The 16,293-nt window shown below is 62.8% G+C and carries 16 protein-coding genes; 14 read left to right on the top strand and 2 right to left on the bottom strand.

All coding sequences use genetic code 11. From position 1 onward, the window contains the following. Nucleotides 1–29: 29 nt before the first annotated feature. Nucleotides 30–1,748 carry a hydrogenase maturation protein gene (locus AC19YS_RS14695; RefSeq protein WP_500602142.1) on the bottom strand — a complete coding sequence of 573 codons (1,719 nt, stop codon included), beginning with the start codon at nucleotides 1,746–1,748 and terminating at the stop codon, nucleotides 30–32. A 161-nt stretch (nucleotides 1,749–1,909) separates the two neighbouring features. Further along, entirely contained in the window at nucleotides 1,910–2,821 is a 912-nt protein-coding gene (locus tag AC19YS_RS14690; RefSeq protein ID WP_200624672.1) for a LysR family transcriptional regulator, read from the bottom strand. 141 nt (nucleotides 2,822–2,962) lie between these two features. Here AC19YS_RS14690 and AC19YS_RS14685 point away from each other — a divergent pair, with 141 nt between their 5' ends. The 14 genes from AC19YS_RS14685 to AC19YS_RS14620 all read left to right on the top strand — a co-directional run bounded on the left by AC19YS_RS14685 (nucleotide 2,963) and on the right by AC19YS_RS14620 (nucleotide 16,281). Next, nucleotides 2,963–4,168: an MFS transporter gene (locus AC19YS_RS14685; RefSeq protein WP_200624671.1), complete on the top strand. Its 1,206-nt coding sequence runs from the start codon at nucleotides 2,963–2,965 to the stop codon at nucleotides 4,166–4,168. Between the two features lie 101 nt (nucleotides 4,169–4,269). Further along, a complete protein-coding gene (locus AC19YS_RS14680) occupies nucleotides 4,270–4,908 on the top strand; it encodes a YbhB/YbcL family Raf kinase inhibitor-like protein (protein WP_169366639.1) in 639 nt (212 codons plus the stop codon). Then, complete coding sequence (locus tag AC19YS_RS14675; RefSeq protein WP_500602140.1) at nucleotides 4,901–5,746, top strand: helix-turn-helix transcriptional regulator; 846 nt, start codon at nucleotides 4,901–4,903, stop codon at nucleotides 5,744–5,746. The genes AC19YS_RS14680 and AC19YS_RS14675 overlap by 8 nt, the downstream gene beginning before the upstream one ends. Before the next feature lie 141 nt (nucleotides 5,747–5,887). Then, on the top strand, nucleotides 5,888–6,091 hold the full coding sequence (locus tag AC19YS_RS14670) for a chorismate-binding protein (RefSeq protein ID WP_500602138.1): 204 nt from the start codon (nucleotides 5,888–5,890) through the stop codon (nucleotides 6,089–6,091). 84 nt (nucleotides 6,092–6,175) lie between these two features. Beyond that, nucleotides 6,176–6,904 (top strand): helix-turn-helix domain-containing protein, encoded by a 729-nt coding sequence (locus AC19YS_RS14665; RefSeq protein ID WP_214246943.1) that lies wholly within the window; start codon nucleotides 6,176–6,178, stop codon nucleotides 6,902–6,904. 182 nt (nucleotides 6,905–7,086) lie between these two features. After that, nucleotides 7,087–8,151 (top strand): SDR family oxidoreductase, encoded by a 1,065-nt coding sequence (locus AC19YS_RS14660; RefSeq protein WP_500602135.1) that lies wholly within the window; start codon nucleotides 7,087–7,089, stop codon nucleotides 8,149–8,151. Continuing rightward, nucleotides 8,148–9,413 carry an aspartate aminotransferase family protein gene (locus tag AC19YS_RS14655; protein ID WP_500602134.1) on the top strand — a complete coding sequence of 422 codons (1,266 nt, stop codon included), beginning with the start codon at nucleotides 8,148–8,150 and terminating at the stop codon, nucleotides 9,411–9,413. Before AC19YS_RS14660 ends, AC19YS_RS14655 begins: the two co-directional genes overlap by 4 nt. A gap of 16 nt (nucleotides 9,414–9,429) precedes the next feature. Beyond that, the gene (locus AC19YS_RS14650; protein WP_124417400.1) at nucleotides 9,430–9,873 is read left to right on the top strand and encodes a type II toxin-antitoxin system RatA family toxin; all 444 of its coding nucleotides are present in this window, start codon (nucleotides 9,430–9,432) and stop codon (nucleotides 9,871–9,873) included. A gap of 3 nt (nucleotides 9,874–9,876) precedes the next feature. After that, the gene (locus AC19YS_RS14645) at nucleotides 9,877–11,019 is read left to right on the top strand and encodes an acyl-CoA dehydrogenase family protein (protein ID WP_119740644.1); all 1,143 of its coding nucleotides are present in this window, start codon (nucleotides 9,877–9,879) and stop codon (nucleotides 11,017–11,019) included. Next, nucleotides 11,016–11,843 carry an SDR family NAD(P)-dependent oxidoreductase gene (locus AC19YS_RS14640; RefSeq protein WP_106578080.1) on the top strand — a complete coding sequence of 276 codons (828 nt, stop codon included), beginning with the start codon at nucleotides 11,016–11,018 and terminating at the stop codon, nucleotides 11,841–11,843. Before AC19YS_RS14645 ends, AC19YS_RS14640 begins: the two co-directional genes overlap by 4 nt. 10 nt (nucleotides 11,844–11,853) lie before the next feature. Next, entirely contained in the window at nucleotides 11,854–12,804 is a 951-nt protein-coding gene (locus AC19YS_RS14635) for a fatty acid desaturase family protein (protein WP_106578079.1), read from the top strand. Between the two features lie 61 nt (nucleotides 12,805–12,865). After that, the gene (locus AC19YS_RS14630; protein WP_169366633.1) at nucleotides 12,866–13,672 is read left to right on the top strand and encodes a DUF3050 domain-containing protein; all 807 of its coding nucleotides are present in this window, start codon (nucleotides 12,866–12,868) and stop codon (nucleotides 13,670–13,672) included. Nucleotides 13,673–13,699: 27 nt separating this feature from the next. Further along, on the top strand, nucleotides 13,700–14,767 hold the full coding sequence (locus tag AC19YS_RS14625) for an HlyD family secretion protein (RefSeq protein WP_106578077.1): 1,068 nt from the start codon (nucleotides 13,700–13,702) through the stop codon (nucleotides 14,765–14,767). Further along, nucleotides 14,764–16,281 (top strand): DHA2 family efflux MFS transporter permease subunit, encoded by a 1,518-nt coding sequence (locus AC19YS_RS14620; RefSeq protein ID WP_119740653.1) that lies wholly within the window; start codon nucleotides 14,764–14,766, stop codon nucleotides 16,279–16,281. The genes AC19YS_RS14625 and AC19YS_RS14620 overlap by 4 nt, the downstream gene beginning before the upstream one ends. The last annotated feature ends 12 nt before the right edge of the window (nucleotides 16,282–16,293 follow it).

The following is a 16,293-nucleotide window of genomic DNA, read 5'->3' as shown; positions in this document are numbered from 1 at the left end:
ACAGCCTCTGACCACCACCTGCAACCCCCTCACTCAACCAACGCCACCTTGCGCGCCACAGCCCATGGCGCCATCAGGCGTTGCGGGGTCTGGCACGTCTTGCGTTTGAACACGAAGTTGCGGCACTTCTCGGCGAACTGTTGGCGGTTGTGCACCATGTCTTGCTGCATGTGTGCCAGTTCGTGTTCGCGACAGCGTTCAACCTGATCCAGGTCCATCGTTGCCTTGCGTGCGCGCGCCAGCACGTAGTGCTCATCGTCGAGCGCGCGGGTGGCCTGTTGCATAAGCCATAGGCCAAATGCCTGTGGGCACCGTGGGCCGATGGCCTGAACCATGCCGTAGTGCTGGGCCTGGTGGGCACTGATCGGCAGGCATTCTTGCGTGAGCCGGTGCGCCACTTCTCTGCCGACGGCACGTGGCAGGCTGTAGGTCCAGTATTCGGAGCCATACAACCCCATGGTTTTGTAATGCGGGTTGAGCACCACGCCCTCACGGGCAAAAACGATGTCGGCCGCCAGCGCCAGCATGACGCCGCCGGCTCCGGCACTGCCGGTCAGGCCGCTGATCACCAGTTGCCGGGCCGTGAGCAACTCCTTGCACACATCGTCGATGGCCTGGATGTTGGCCCAGGCTTCCAGCCCAGGCACCGCGGCGGCTTGGATCACATTGAGGTGCACGCCGTTGGAAAAGCTGCCACGCCCGCCCTTGATCAACAACACGTGGGTGTCCCGCGCCTTGGCCCAACGCAGTGCAGCCACCAGACGCTGGCATTGCTCGGTACTCATGGCGCCGTTGTAGAACTCAAACGTCAGTTCGCCGACAGGCCCTGACTCTCGGTAGCGGATCGGTTGATAGGCCTGTTCATTCCACGTGTGGCTGGCGAGGGTGCTGTCCAGCACGGGAATACCTGCGAGTTTCTCGGCCAGCACGTGGCGGGCCGGCAACTTGAAGGTCTCCTCACCGGGCTGGGCTTTGCGCTTGAGCGAGCCGATCCACAGGCTGTGATCGCCGGCCGCCGCCAGCACCGCGTCGTCCTGTACCGCAAGAATGTCTCCCGGAATGCCGTGGCGTGAGTCCAGGTGCGCGTCGTACACGTAATACTGCTCGCCCCTGATGCTCGCCAGCACACCGGGCTGGCCATCGGCGGCGTCAATGCTGCGTTTGATGAAGCGTGCGCAATCGAACCAACTGAAGCTGCGGTCGGCCTGGGTCATGTTTGGCTGCAATCGCCCGATGACATCGGGCTGCGTGTCATCAAGCGGCGTCGGGACGAAGCCCCGGGCGAATTTTGCCACCACGTCGCGGATGCAATCGATGGCTGCGTCACTCACCCGCCCGTTGTACAGCTCGGATTTGCGCACATCAGCCGGCATATCGAATTCACGGGTCGACCAGATCGGCCCGGCGTCCATTTCCTCCACCGCCTGCAGGGCGGTCACGCCCCAGCGGTCGACCTGCCGGGTGATGGCCCAGTCCAGCGCGCTGGCGCCCCGGTCGCCGACGATTCCCGGATGGATGATCGCGACCGGGCGTTCCGGGTTGCTCCACAGCTGCTGTGGCACACGGTCCTTCAGAAACGGGCAAATCACCACATCGGCGCCTGACGCCTCGACCTGCTCGCACACCGTGGCGGCATCGGTGAACAGCACCACGCTGGGCGCGTGACCTGCCTGGCGCAAGTCCAGCCAGGCGCGTTGGGTCAACCCGTTGAACGCCGACGATAACAACAGGATCTTCAATGACCGCATAGCTGACTCTTCCTTGAGATACGCGACCCGAGGCACTCATTGAGCCCTCCCTGGCCTTTGATGGAAGCATAAGGTTAGAGGCGCTGCCAGGCGGGGCACCTGATCAGGATCAATCTTGTGTCAGCCAATCGCGCATTCGTGGCCAGCCGCAAAGCCACTGATTATTCGAGTGAACTCAAACCGGCAATCAGCGCCTCCAGCACCACGCGAACCTTGGGCTGGTCTTGCCGGCTTTTGACCCAGGCCAGGTTGACCTCAAACCCCGGCGTCGCCAGTTGCGGCAGTACCTCGACCAACGCGCCGTCCTGCAACTGTTGCTTGACCAGCCAGGATGGCAACTCGACGATACCGCAGCCCGCCAACGCGGCCATCACCAGCCCTTCGCCATTGCCTACCACCAGTTGCGGCGTGAGTGGCCTGTGCAGTGTCGTGCCCTCCTCGCCGGTGTAGCGCCAAGGGCTGATGCGTCCATCCACCCAGCCATAGGCAATGCACTGGTGCTGCTCCAGGTCGCGGTCGGACAACGGCGTGCCATGGCGAGCCAGGTATGCCGGCGATGCACAAAACACATGCCACTCGCGTGTCAGCAGCCGGTGCTCCACCGTGTGCGGCCAGGCGTGGCCGTCACCAATGCGCAGTGCAATGTCCACGCCCTCCTTGAACGGGTCGATATGGCCGTCAGAAAAGGAAATATGCGGCACCACCAACGGGTGCGCCTGCAGCCACGGCAGAAGAATCGGGAGTACCTGCACGCGCCCGTATGGGCCTGGCAAGTCGATGCGCACGCGCCCGCGAGGCTCGGTGTTTTCGGCTTGCAGCGACAGCTCGGCGTCTTCCAGATCGGCGAGCACCCCCGTACAGGTACGCAGAAACGCGGCACCGGCATCGGTCAACGCCAACGTGCGCGTCGTGCGTTGGAACAGTCGCGCGCCCAGGCGCTTTTCCAGCCTGGCGATGCCTTTACTCACGGCAGACGCCGTCAGGTTCATTTTCTCGGCGGCCGCCGTGAAGCTGCCGTACTGCGCGACGCAGACGAACACATCGATACCCTTCAAGCGCTCGGAGGAAAACATACGCGGCCCTTATTCATGAATTCAGTTCGTGGCTTTTGATAAAAAGCATCCTAAATCAGAATTCAGATCAACAGTAAGCTGCGTCGATCCGGACGAGCGACTTGCGACGCTTGCACCTTATAAATGGACGATGAGGCTCGAATGCTCGCCACGCTGAAAAAATATCCCGCCACCCTCAATCTGCTGCTCTGCGCTTCATTGGTGCTAACCCTCGCCCGGGCCATCACGCTGCCCTACCTGGTGATTTATGTGTCCGGCCACTTTGGCTTGAGCATTGCCGAGGTCGGCCTGGTGATCGGCAGCACGCTGATCATCGGCTCACTGCTGAGCCTGTATGGCGGTTTCCTGGTCGATAGCCTCTCCAGTTACCGGCTCATCCTTACGGCCTGCGCCGTCTTTACGGCAGGTTTTCTCGGCGCCTTCTTCGCGTCTGGTCTCGGGCTGTTTTATGCGTGCCTGGTGGCAATCAACCTGGCCTATGCCGTAATTGATATCGCGGTGAAAGCCGGGTTTGGCAGCCTGCTTCCCCTTGACCAGCGCAGTGAAGTGTTTTCGATCAAGTACACGCTGACCAATATTGGCTACGCCGTCGGGCCGTTCCTCGGTGCCGGCGTGGCCGCGCTGGACACCAGCCTGCCGTTCCTGCTGTCGGCGGGACTGGGAGCCGGCTATTTTTTTGTCTACTTCGTGTGGGGCGACACAGGCCTGGCAACAGCCGAGGCAAACCGGCAAACCACGCCATTTTTGGCCGTCGGCAAAGTGCTGCTGCGCGATTACCGCCTGGTGTGCTTTACCTTGGGCGGGGTGCTGAGCGCGGTGGTGTTCGGCCAGTTCACCGCTTACCTCTCGCAGTACCTGATAGTCACCAGCAACCCCCAGACGGCCTACCGCATTATCAGCAGCGTTGTCGCGACCAACGCCCTGATGGTTATCTGCCTGCAATACAGCCTCGGCAAACGGATCACCCACAAACACCTGAACCTGTGGCTCGCCGCTGGGCTTAGCCTGTTCATCGTCGGGCTGGGCGGTTTTGCGCTGTCGACCACGCTGACGGTGTGGGTGATCGCCATGGCCATCTTCACCGTGGGTGAAATCATCGTATTCCCGGCTGAATACATGTTTATCGACACCATCGCGCCGGACCCTCTGCGGGGCATGTATTACGCCGCGCAGAACCTCAGCAACATCGGCGCAGCGTTAGGCCCGGTGCTGTGTGGCGTGATGCTGGCGACGCAACCGGCCCACCACATGTTTTACATGCTGGCGCTCTTCATCATCGCCGGCGCAGTGCTCTACGGTTTAGGCGTGCGCCTGTCAGCTGAGGCAAAGCCTGAAGCGGTGACGTGAGCGCACATTGAGCGCCTGGGCAGACTATTTGATCGGCTGGGTCAAAAGCGGTCCTGGCTGTCTGCCTAGAATGAGTGCTCCTTTCCCAGGCAGACTTGAACATGAAACTGACCAGCAATGCCTTCGCTGACAACACCGCCATCCCCGGCGAATACGCCTTCGCCATTCCCGAGCCGATCCACCACTATGCGCTGTCCAGCAACCGCAACCCGCACCTGGCGTGGACGGATGCGCCGGCGGGTACCCAATCCTTCGTCCTGGTGTGCCACGACCCGGATGTGCCCAGCGTCGGCGATGACGTCAACCAGGCCGGCAAACGCGTGGCGGCGGACTTGCCCCGCGTGGACTTTTATCACTGGTTGCTGCTCGACATTCCTGCCGACACCCGCCAAATCAGCGCCGGCAGCCACAGTGACGGCGTCACGGCCAAGGGCAAAACCGGCCCGCAAGCCGCGGACGGCCTGCGCCATGGCTTGAATGACTACAGCGTGTGGTTCGCCGCCGACCCACAAATGGCCGGCGATTACTTTGGCTATGACGGCCCTTGCCCACCGTGGAATGATGAACGCCTGCACCACTACATTTTTACCCTGTACGCACTGGACGTTGCGCGTCTGGAGGTACAAGGTGCACTGAACGGCGCCGCTGTGCTGGCTGCGCTGCAAGGCCATGTCCTTGCCCAAGCCAGCCTGACCGGCACTTATACCCTGGCCCCCAAAGAGCTGCTGCGCGTTGACTGAACCGCTCACTGCATTGCCCGCCCAATGGCTGTTGCCATCGGGCGAACGGCTGCCATCCCAAGGCGTTTGCAGCGTCGCCCGCCCTCAGCTGACGCGCAGCCACCATGCGCGCGACTTTCGCTTTTTCGAAGCGACGCTGCTGCTGATTACTGCCGGCACGCTGCTGATGGAGAATGCCCACGGTCATTGGGCACTGGACGACAGCGCGAGCCTCATGGCCGTGGCCAAGAACACCCAGCTCAATGTCAGCAAGGCGCCGCCCGCCTACGGCTCGCCTTATACCGCGCTATTGCTGACCTTCAGCCCGGCACTGATCACCGAATTCCATCAACGCTATGGGCACGTACTCGGCGCCACCCGGACCGTCGGCAGTTGCACGCTGGCCGCGCGGGATGAACACCTGAACGACTCGCTGCAATTTTGCCTGCGCGGGATCGACTCGCCCCAGGTCGGCGGCGTGCAGCAAAGCCATCGCGCGTTGGGCTTGCTGCTCGCCCTGTACGAGCGCGGTATTGTCTACCCGCGCCCCGCGGCTGCCGGGCTGGCCGAACGGTTGACGCAACTGCTGACCAAAGCCCCCGAGCACGCGTGGACCGCCGCGCTCGCCGGCCGTAAATTGGCGGTAAGTGAAGCCACCTTGCGCCGCCGACTGGCGGATGAGGGCGTCAACTTCAGCACCTTGCTGACCGACATCCGCATGCACCACGCGATGATGCTGTTACAGACCACACACCTGGGCGTGTCGCAGATTGCCGACGCGTGCGGGTATCGGTCGCTGTCGAGGTTTTCGATGCGGTTCAAGCATCGGTTCGGGTTTTCGGTGCAGGCCATTCGGTAGCGACCAACACTCAACCCACAGCTTCAACCCGCAACGCTTTCGCGCCTTCCCTGGCGCGACACGTTCAACGCCACCAGCAGCGCCAGCGCCTTCGGCCGCTTGATAAACCGCCACAGCGAAGCATGCGCCACGTCCGGCTGTGTGTCCCTGGCGGGGGCCACGTGCAACCAGCCGACGCACACCAGGCTCAGTAACGGCATCGTCGGCCTGCGCGGCGCCCTGTTGAAGGGCAACCAGGCTCGCCTGTTTGCAGGGTGCGCGATCGTGACGCACTCCGACCCTGCCTGCGAATACGACGAAACCTGCATCAAACTGGCCGGCATGCGTGCGGCGCTGCAGCGCTGACTGCGCGCCCGGTGCTTGAATCAAGACCTGTGCAGGCCTACCCTGCACACGGAAAACTCACCCTCCGAGTCAGGAAGACCTTACATGTGGGACGGCAGCGTTACTTTTGGCGATTCATGGGCCGGTTACATCGGTCGCGCGGATCAGAACTCTGCCCATTCCCATGTCGCCATCCAGCTGTGCATCGGCGTGCACCAACCGGTCACCCTGGAACTGCCCGGCCAGTTGATCCGCGCGGCCGGGGTGATCATCGGCCCCAACGTCGAACACCGCGCCGTGGCCGACAGTCATCCGGTGGCGTTTGTGTACGTCAATCCGGACACACCACTGGGCCGTGCACTCAACGCATTGCTGCAAGACAACGGCATCGCCCTGGCCAGTGACGAACTGCTGGAGTGCTTTCGCCGTACCACGTCCCTGCCCCAGTTTGTCGACGCGCTCGCGCGTTTGCTGGCGATTACGCCGCCCATCGACCAACGCCTCTATAAAGCCTTGAACATCCTGCGCCTGGACCGCGACGGTCCCGGTTCCGTCAGCCGCGCCGCCAATGCGGTCGGCCTGTCCAGCCCGCGCCTGCGGTGTGTGGCGACGCATCAGATGGGCGTTTCCCTGTCCCAGTGGATCATCTGGAACAAACTTGAGCGCGCCTCCAAATCCCTGGCCGGCGGCGCCAGCTTGTCGGACGCGGCCGCCGATGGCGGGTTCTCCGACCAGGCGCACCTGGCGCGCATGATGCGCCGCATGATCGGCATGACCCCGCGCACGGCGGCCAAGGTTTTGCGCCAGACAAGCGTTTCGTTCAAGACGCGGTGATATCAAAAGGCCAATATCGATCGCATCTTATTCGCGAAAACGTTAAGCGCTGACTGCCTTCCCCCAAAGCACGTCAGCGCCACCGAAAGTGAATACAAGAGTGTTCGCCAGGGGCCCGTGTGCCTGGGATTCGGCGGAACGCACCGTTAATTCTTTCGATGAGTCCGCAGGAAGCGTCCTACATGTCAGAACAGCAAAAATTAACCGTCCTTCTCACAGGAGGCTCGGGCGTACTCGGCGAGTCACTGATCGACTGCCTGGCAGAGGACTTCAACCTGATCTGCCTGGCGCGCAAAAGCCGCATCCGCCACCCGCAGGTGCAAGTGCTCAGCGGTGATATCTGCCGCCCCCGGCTGGGGCTGGCCGCCGAGGATTATGAAGCACTGCTGCAGCGCGTCGACTGGGTCATTCACGCCGCAGCGATTACCCGCATGGATGGCGACATCGACCAGATCTTTTCGGTCAATTACCTGGGTACCGAGAACGTCGTGCGCTTTGTGCAGCAAGCCAAGGTGCCGCTCTACCACATCAGCACCGCTTTCACCCACCCGTGCGACTACTACGAAGGCGTGCAGGCCGAGACGCCGTACGAAGTCGCCAAGCGCCAGGCCGAGACGCTGGTGCGTTCTTCCGGCATCGACGTGTCGATTTTTCGCCCGTCAATCATCATCGGCAATTCCGACACCGGGCACATGCCCAACTTCCAGGGTTTTCACATGACCATGGGGCTGATGATGTCCGGCGTGCTGCCCATCGTGCCCTGCCCGCCTGCCGGCTACATCGACCTGATTGCCCGCGACGTGGCGGCGCAGGCGATTGCCAACGCCTTGCACCGGCGCTTGATCGGCGCGGACTACTTCCTCACCAGCAGCCCGCAGGCGCTGGACCTCACCGGCCTGCTGGACCTGATGTGCGAGTCCATGCAAGCCCAGGCGCAACCATTCACACGGCCTCGCTGCATGGCGCCGGACATCTATGAGCGCCTGATCCGCCCGGTGTTTCTGCCTGCACTGACCGGCGCCGTCCAGGCCGCACTGGGCCGCGCCAACCAACTGTGCCGCTATGCCTGCCTGCGCACACCGCTGCCCACTTCGTTGCCCGAGTTGCTCGGCGAGCCGGCCTTCAGTGCGCGCGACGTCAGCCGCGAATTGCTGCTGTCACTCAATCACCTGGCCCCCAAGCTCGGTGCCTTGACGCGGATGCTTAAACAGCCGGTCCCACCTGTTGCAGAGGCATCCGTTGCATGAACTCGCACCTGACAGAACTGGAACCCGCCGCCGACGCCGAACAGATTGACCAGTATTTTCGCCAGCATGTGAATTCGGGCTATGCACGCCTCGCGTCCTTGATGAACCTGCCGATCGAACACGCCAGCCGGGGCGTCTACATCTATGACAGCCAAGGGCGCCAGTACCTGGATGCCGGCGGCTATGGGGTGTTTTTCCTCGGCCACGGCCATCCGGTTGTCGTGGAGGCCGTAACCCGCCAACTGCAGCAAAACGCGCTGGCCAGCAAGCTGTTGCTCAACCCGCAACAAGCGTTGGCCGCGCAGGCGCTGGCAGCGCGCTGCCCGGGTAACCTGGACTATGTGTTCTTTTGCAACTCGGGCGCCGAAGCCACCGAAGCCGGCCTGAAACTCGCCCGGCTTAACGGCTGCCGTCGCACGCTGTCGACGCTCGGCGGTTTCCACGGCAAGACCCTCGGCGCACTGGCCGTCACCGGCCGCGAAAGCTACCGCGAACCGTTCAGTGGCCTGCTCAGTGAAAGCGTATTCCTGCCGTTCGGCGACAGCGCCGCACTCGAACAGCAACTGCTCGCCTCGCCGGAAAAAGCCTGCGTGATTCTCGAGCCGATCCAGGCCGAAGCCGGCGTGATCCTGCCGCCACCGGGTTACCTGACGCGGATACGCGAGCTGTGTGACCAGTACAGCGCCGTGCTGATCATCGACGAAATCCAGTCCGGCCTGGGCCGCACCGGCCATTGGTGGGCGTGCGATCAGGAACAGGTGGTGCCCGACATCATGCTGGTCGGCAAAAGCCTGTCCGGCGGCTGCGTGCCGGTCAGCGCCATGGTCGCCAGCGCGGCCATTTATGCGCCGTTCAACCGCAACCCCACGGTGCACACCTCGACCTTTGGCGCCAACCCGCTGGCCATGGCGGCCGTGCAGGCCACGCTGCAGGTGATGGTGCAAGAGGACCTGGTGGCGCGGGCACGGCTGATGGGCCAGGACCTGCACGCACGTTTCAGCGCGCTGTTGCAGCGCATGGGCCTGGCCGAGCGCGTCACGTTGCGCAGTGCCGGCTTGCTGCTGGGCTTTGAGTTCAGCGACGCCTCGATCGCCGCGAACATGGTCATGGCCCTGATCGAGCAGCACATCATCGTGTGCCACTCGCTCAATGACCACCGCGTCGTGCGGCTTACACCGTCGCCGCTGCTCACCGCCCAGGACTGCAACTGGTTGATCGAGGGATTCGCCCAGGCGCTCACCACCTCTGTCTCACCCCTTTGATCTTTGGAGTTACCCCATGCAGGAAGTCAATGTCCAGGCACATATCCCCCATGCCTGCGCTGATGAAGTCTTCGCCGTGATCAGCGACTTCAGCCACTACGTCGAGCTGTGCGACTCGGTGCGCAATATCACCATCAACAAGGTCAGCGACGACGTGTCGTTCACCTCCTGGGAGGTCAACTTTCACAGCGGCATTCTCAAGTGGCAGGAGCGCGACACGTTCAACGCTCAGACCCGCCAGATCCACTTCGAGCAAATGGCCGGCGATGTCGATCACTTCTCGGGCACCTGGCAAGTCCTGCCCGATGGCAAGGACGCGATTATCACCTTCACCTCGCGCTTTGACCTGGGCCTGCCGATGCTCGCCGACATGCTCGACCCCGTCGCGCAGAAGGCCATTCGCGAAAACATCCACTCGATCATCACCGGCCTGTTCCCGGCGAGCTACCTGAAGGCCTGAGCCATGTCACTGTCATTGTTAAACCGCTCGCGCGCCTTGCTTGACCGCTACGCCCCGGAGTTTGACGCGCGCCTGGCCGCCCTCGCCTTCGCCGAACGCGAAGCCCCCGAGAGCAGCGTCATCGCCCTGTTCAAGCAACACGGTCCGGTCGGGCTGCTGGTCAACCGCGCCGCCGGTGGGCTGGGTGCAGGCATCCTCGATGCCGTGCATGTGCAGATCGCCCTGGGCGCGCGGTCGCCCTCGCTGGCGGTGGCGAGCACCATGCACCAGTTTTCGGTGGCGAGTCTGTTGGCACTCACCCAAAACGGGGGCGGCGCCGAAGGTCTGTTGCTGGCGGCCGTTGCACAGAATCGGTTGTTGCTGTCCTCGGGGTTTGCCGAGGGCAACTCGGGCGCGGGCATCCTCGACTCGAACATGCAGGCCGTGCACACCCCCGAGGGCGTGTTGCTCAGTGGCAGCAAAAAACCTTGCTGCCTCGGCCGGTCGATGGACTTGCTCACCGCCAGCTATACCCGCCAGACCCCACAGGGCGAAGAGCTGATGGTGGCGTTGATTCCCGCCAACGCGCCAGGCATCAGCCGCGCGCCGTTCTGGCAGAACAACGCGCTGGCCGCTGCCGAAAGCATCGAGGTACGCCTCAATGAAGTGCTGGTGCCCGAACGCATGCTGTTTTCCGCCGGCTACAAGCACCTGTTGGGCGACGTGCAAACCGTCGGTTTTATCTGGTTCGAACTGTTGATCTGCGCGTCCTACGTGGGTGCCTGCGCCGGCCTGATCGAGACGGTGACCGACGCAGGCCGCTGGACCGCGCATCACCGCGTGGACCTGGCGGCCAACCTGCAATTGGCAATCAGCGCGCTGGAAGGCGCGGCGCTGGATATCGAGCGCAATCCCCAGGACCTGCCGAACGTGCTGGCCCGTCTGCTGCTGGTGCGTTATGGCATCGAGCAGCTGCTGACCGAGCTGTCGGACCAGGCCCACGCGATGCTCGGCGGCATGGCATTTATCACCAGCAACCAGAGTTCGAACGGGTTGATGGCCTGCCGCGGCCTGCAATTTCACCCGCCGGCGAAGATCTCGATGGCGAGCAACCTCGACACCTATTTGTCCCACTCAACCTTCAGCATCGCCGGAGCGCACCCATGAACCTGCTCGGAAAAATCATCGTCATCAGCGGCTGCGCGCGTGGCCTGGGCCATGCCGCCGCCCGCAAACTCAAACAACAAGGCGCCACGGTGATTGGCCTGGACATTCTGGCGCCGCAGGAACCGGAACTGCTGGACGGGTTTTATCAGGTCGACCTGTGCGACCGCAGCGCGCTGGCGTCGGTGATCGGCGCTATCTCAACCGATTTCGGCGACATCGACATCCTGGTCAATAACGCCGGCACGCTGACCCTGGAACGCGGTGAAACCGGCGTCACCGACGAAGTCATCCGCGCAGTGGATGTAAACCTGTTTGCACCATGGCAGTTGGTGGCCGGGTTCTTGCCGGGGCTGCTGCGCAAACGCGGCAAAGTGGTCAACGTATCCTCACTCTTCGCCCTGGTGAATGCGCCTTATGTGGCCGCGTACGCTGCCAGCAAACGCGCGCTGAGCGCCTATTCGGACGTGCTGCGCATGCAGTATCGCGGGCAGCTGGATGTGGTCACGGTGTACCCGGGGTTCATCGATACGGCGATCCACTTGCCGGCCCAGCGGGTGGGGCTGTCGGTCAAGCGCCTGGTGACCTTCAAGCGGGGTGACAAGACGCTGCTGTCTCTGGAAGAAAAACTCGATGCAGCCTCTGACGGCCTGGTGCGCGCCTGCCGCACACACGGTTTGCGCAATCGCGGGCTGACCTTCATGGGCACGCTGGCCATGTACACCGCGCGCATCGCGCCAAGTGTGGTCGACGCCTTTATCGCCTTGCGCCTGCGCACGCTCACACGCGGCGGGCACCTGGCGCTCAAACCTGAACTGATCGAGTAACGCCTCGCCAATGGCCAGACAACTGCACCCCAAGCCCCAGGTCCGTCTCGACCGCGCCTTGTTCAAGGCGCGCACGGGCGAGTCGCTGCTGATCATCGCTTACGCCGTGTGCCTGTACCTGCTGCCCCTTGCCCTGTTTGTGTGGGTGGCAAACACGGCGCCCACCGTGTGGGTGCTGCTGTGTTCGCCCTTGCTGGTCGTGGCCGGATACGGATTGTTTCTGCAAGCGATCCTTGGGCATGAAGGCTTCCACTTCAACCTGAGCGGTAACCCGATGCACAGCTGCTACCTGGGCATTCTTACCAGTTCGCTGCTGCCGGGGTTCTGCGTGACCGGTTACTTCGTCGACCATTGGCAACATCATCGCTACAGCAACAGCGCCAAGGACCCGGACTACCGGCACTTCTCGCGCTATCGCACGCTGGCAAGCCGCATCGCGCTGTCGCGTTTGCTCGCGACCTCAAACTACCTGCAAGCCACCGTGCGCCTGGCGTTCGGCCCACTCAGCAGCCCTTCGCCGCTGCCCTTGAGCGCGGCGCAGGTGCAACGGCTGGCGCGCTGCAACATCGCCTGCCAGGTGGGCTGGTTGTGCGTGTACGCCGTGGCGCTGTGGCAGATCGATGGGTTGCTGCTGGGGTTTTGCGCGAGCCTTGCGGTGGCGTTCCTGGTGTCGGCCTTCAATGCTTATCAGGAACATGCGTTCAGCGAAGGCGCTGAAGCTCCGCCAGCGCGCTCGCGCACCTCGCGGCTGTGCACCTGGCTGCACGCCGGCGCGAACTTTCACCTGGAGCATCACTTTTATCCCGCGGTGCCGTGCTGGCGCCTGCCAAAAGTGCACCGCCAACTGCTGGACGCGGGCTGGTACACAGACCGGCAGTACTTACTGGAAAAGCACTTCGTCGCGTCCTTCAAGTACGCCACCCGCCGCCATCCCTACCGTGGAGACACGGTAAACGACTGAACACTCACCCAAACATTCCGAATGGATTTCCCGCCTGAAGACTCAGGCTGCAGGAGCATGTATGCCTTTTGATATCGACAGCCACATCGAAACCGAACGCAAGCAGTTATTCAGCCACCCGCTGTTCGCCACTATCCGCACGGTTGAAGACGTGCGCACGCTGATGGAATTTCACGTGTTCGCCGTGTGGGATTTCATGACCTTGCTCAAGCGCATCCAGCGCGATCTGACCTGCGTCGAGTTGCCGTGGGTGCCGCCGGTGCACATCACCGCCGCGCGCTTGATCAATGAAATCGTGGTGGGCGAAGAAACCGACGAACACCCGGACGGCGGCTTTATCAGCCACCTAGACCTGTACCTCACGGCAATGGATGAAATCGGCGCCGACAGTTCGGTGTTCCGGCGCTTCCTCGCTGCCATCCAGGCCAAGGTGCCGCTGGCCAAGGCCCTCAACGACCGCGACATTCCGCTGGCCGCCAAAGTGTTCATGTGCCAGACCCTCGATGTGGCGCAGCACGGCTCGACCGAAGCGGTGCTGGCGTACTTCTTCTTTGGCCGTGAAGACATCATCCCCGACATGTTCGGCCGCCTGCTGTCGCAATGGTCGGTGCGTGAAACCGATGTGCCGATGCTCACGTATTACCTCAAGCGCCACATCGAAATGGACGGCGACGACCACGGCCCGGCGGCCAAGCGCATCATCGCCGAAATCGTCACCACGCCCGCGCAACACCAACACATGATCGAAAGCGCCAAGACCGCGATCAACTCGCGCATCGACCTGTGGGATGGCGTGCATCACTTCCTCCAGGAAAAAGCGCAACGCGCCACTGACCGCCCTGTGCGTCAGGTTGAACACAGCGTCTGAGCCTCGCATGAACACAGGGAGTAGGACATGACCAAAGGCAAGCTTATAAAAATGACACTGTGCGTCGCCGTGGTGGGTGGGTTGCTGCTGCTCGGCTGGCAGCGCTGGCAGTATTCCAGCGCCTACGTGAGCACCGACAACGCCGAACTCGACGGCGTGATCATCCCGGTGCGGGCCAAGCTCTCGGGTGTGGTGATGAGCGTGCCGGTGATGGATAACGTCACCGTGGAAAGCGGCGACCTGCTGTTTCAGATACGCGACAGCGAATATCAATACCAGGTGCAGCAGCGCGAAGCACAGTGGCAAGCCTTGCTCGCCGCCGCCGGACGCAGCGGCAGCCCGGGTGCGCTGGACAGTCAGATTCTCGGCGCAGTCGCCATGCGCCAGGCCGCACAAGCGGCGCTGGCGCAGTCCAGCGCCAACCTGGAGCAGGCGCGCAACGACTACCAACGTGCCCGGCGCCTGGGCGCCCAGGGTGTGCTGAGCACTCAGGACCTGGAGCTGGCCAAGGCGCGTTTCGACGCGTTGAGCCATGCCCAGGAAGCGGCCCGCAGCAATGCCCAGGCCGCCGCGCAAAGCACGCTGGCCAACAAGGCCGAACTCAAGGTGCAGGACTATCGGATCGCGGCGGCGCAAGCCGAACTCGAGCAAGCCCGCATCAAATTGCATGACGCCCGCCAGACTGCGCCGGTGCGCAGTATTGTCTCGAAAAAAGAGGTTGAACCCGGCCAGTTCGTGGTCGCCGGCCAGAAGCTCTTGAGCCTGATTGCCACCGACCCGCTGTGGATCACCGCCAACTTCAAGGAAACCCAAGTTGGCCGCGTGCGCGTCGGCCAACACGCCAAGGTCACGGTGGATGCGTTTCCCGGCCACGCCTTCGACGGCGTGGTCGAAAGCCTGGCACCGGCGACCGGGGCGAAGTTCTCGCTGCTGCCCCAGGAAAACGCCACGGGCAACTTCACCAAGGTGGTGCAGCGCGTCCAGGTGCGGATTGCGCTCAAAGATGTGCCGGATGACTACAAGGCCGTGTTGAGCCCCGGCATGAGCGCCTTTGTCGAAGTCGCCACGCCACACAACGCCAGCCAAACGCTATGAGGTCGCCGTACCTGATTGCGTTCACCGTGACGCTGGTGTCGATGATGGAGTTGCTGGACGTCACCATCGTCAACGTGGCGATTCCCAGCCTGATGGGCACCTACGGGGCGTCGGTCGATGAAATCTCGTGGGTCTCCACCGGCTACGTGGTGGCCAACGTGGTGATTCTGCCGGTCAGCGGCTGGCTGTCTGCCTGGTTCGGGCGGCGCCGGTATTACCTGGTCTCCACGGCCGTGTTTGTGCTGGCGTCGGTAGGCTGCGCGTTCTCCGCTGAGCTGTGGCAACTGGTGGCATTTCGGGTGCTGCAGGGGTTGGCGGGCGGCGGCTTGCTGGGGATTTCCCAGGCGATCATCTACGACGTGTTCCCCAAGGAAAAGGTCAGCAGCGGCATGGCGCTGTACGGCGTCGGCGTAATGATGGGGCCGACCCTTGGGCCGACGGTCGGCGGCTATCTGATCGACACGTTGTCATGGCACTGGATCTTCCTGATCAACGTGCCCATCGGCGCCGTGGCCCTGTTGCTGTGCTGGCTGTGCATCGGCGATTCGGCCAACGAGCAAAAACCCAGCAGTGTTGACTACAGCGGTTTCTGCCTGTTGGCGCTGGGGGTCGGCAGTTTGCAGATCCTGCTCGAGCGCGGCGAGCATTGGGACTGGCTGGAGTCCAACTGGACCGTGGCCTGCCTGTTGCTCAGCAGCTTCAGCCTGGTGGGGTTTTTCTGGTGGGAACGGCGCGCGGCCAACCCAATCGTCAACGTCGCGCTGTTTCAGAACCGCGAGTTCCTGATGGGCTGCATCTGCGCATTTTGCGTGGGCTTCGGGCTGTACAGCACCTTGTTCATGGTGCCGCTGTTTTTGCAGACGTTGCTGGCGCAAAGCGCGTACCAGAGCGGGCTGGTGATTTTCCCCGGGGCGGTGGCCAGCGCCATCAGTACCTTGGTGATCGGCAAGCTGTCCCAGGAAAACAAGATCGACGAACGCGTGTTCGTGACCTTGGGCATCGTCATGTACTGCTACGCGATGTTCCTGCACACCCAGTTCACCCTCGACAGCAACCCGGACACGCTGTACTGGCCGCTGGTGATCCGCGGGCTGGGCCTGGGCATGATCTTCGTGCCGCTGACCAACCTGGCGATGCGCCGCCTGCCGTTGACGTTGATCTCCGGCGCCTCGGGCGTATTGAACCTGATGCGCCAACTGGGCGGCAGCGTCGGCATCGCCATCGCTGCAACGCTGCTCACACGGTTTTCGTGGGAGCGCTATCGCCTGCTCTCCGAGCACGTGACCGAGTCCAGCCTGATCGCCAATGGTTGGGGCGGCGTGGAATCCAACCCGCTGTTCCTCTCGCTCAGCCTTGCCAGCCATCAACAAGCCCTGGCCTTGATGCCTTACCTGCAAGCGCGTGAACAAGCGCAAATGCTGGCCTTCAGCATGCTGTTCGGCACCTTGGGCGCCGTTATGGCCATCGGCATTCCCATGGTGCTGATGATGCGCAGAAGCACCCTCAGCCGATAATTTTTTTGTGGA

Source organism: Pseudomonas sp. MF08831, from assembly GCF_059862645.1.
The sequence above is the reverse complement of the archived record's forward strand: the minus strand, read 5'-3'. Positions and strand labels throughout refer to the sequence as shown.

What these genes read in the sequence shown, in the direction of transcription:
- AC19YS_RS14695 (WP_500602142.1), bottom strand. Translation starts at nt 1,748, where the DNA reads ATGCGGTCATTGAAGATCCTGTTGTTATCGTCGGCGTTCAACGGGTTG.
- AC19YS_RS14690 (WP_200624672.1), bottom strand. Translation starts at nt 2,821, where the DNA reads ATGTTTTCCTCCGAGCGCTTGAAGGGTATCGATGTGTTCGTCTGCGTC.
- AC19YS_RS14685 (WP_200624671.1), top strand. Translation starts at nt 2,963, where the DNA reads ATGCTCGCCACGCTGAAAAAATATCCCGCCACCCTCAATCTGCTGCTC.
- AC19YS_RS14680 (WP_169366639.1), top strand. Translation starts at nt 4,270, where the DNA reads ATGAAACTGACCAGCAATGCCTTCGCTGACAACACCGCCATCCCCGGC.
- AC19YS_RS14665 (WP_214246943.1), top strand. Translation starts at nt 6,176, where the DNA reads ATGTGGGACGGCAGCGTTACTTTTGGCGATTCATGGGCCGGTTACATC.
- AC19YS_RS14660 (WP_500602135.1), top strand. Translation starts at nt 7,087, where the DNA reads ATGTCAGAACAGCAAAAATTAACCGTCCTTCTCACAGGAGGCTCGGGC.
- AC19YS_RS14655 (WP_500602134.1), top strand. Translation starts at nt 8,148, where the DNA reads ATGAACTCGCACCTGACAGAACTGGAACCCGCCGCCGACGCCGAACAG.
- AC19YS_RS14650 (WP_124417400.1), top strand. Translation starts at nt 9,430, where the DNA reads ATGCAGGAAGTCAATGTCCAGGCACATATCCCCCATGCCTGCGCTGAT.
- AC19YS_RS14645 (WP_119740644.1), top strand. Translation starts at nt 9,877, where the DNA reads ATGTCACTGTCATTGTTAAACCGCTCGCGCGCCTTGCTTGACCGCTAC.
- AC19YS_RS14640 (WP_106578080.1), top strand. Translation starts at nt 11,016, where the DNA reads ATGAACCTGCTCGGAAAAATCATCGTCATCAGCGGCTGCGCGCGTGGC.
- AC19YS_RS14635 (WP_106578079.1), top strand. Translation starts at nt 11,854, where the DNA reads ATGGCCAGACAACTGCACCCCAAGCCCCAGGTCCGTCTCGACCGCGCC.
- AC19YS_RS14630 (WP_169366633.1), top strand. Translation starts at nt 12,866, where the DNA reads ATGCCTTTTGATATCGACAGCCACATCGAAACCGAACGCAAGCAGTTA.
- AC19YS_RS14625 (WP_106578077.1), top strand. Translation starts at nt 13,700, where the DNA reads ATGACCAAAGGCAAGCTTATAAAAATGACACTGTGCGTCGCCGTGGTG.
- AC19YS_RS14620 (WP_119740653.1), top strand. Translation starts at nt 14,764, where the DNA reads ATGAGGTCGCCGTACCTGATTGCGTTCACCGTGACGCTGGTGTCGATG.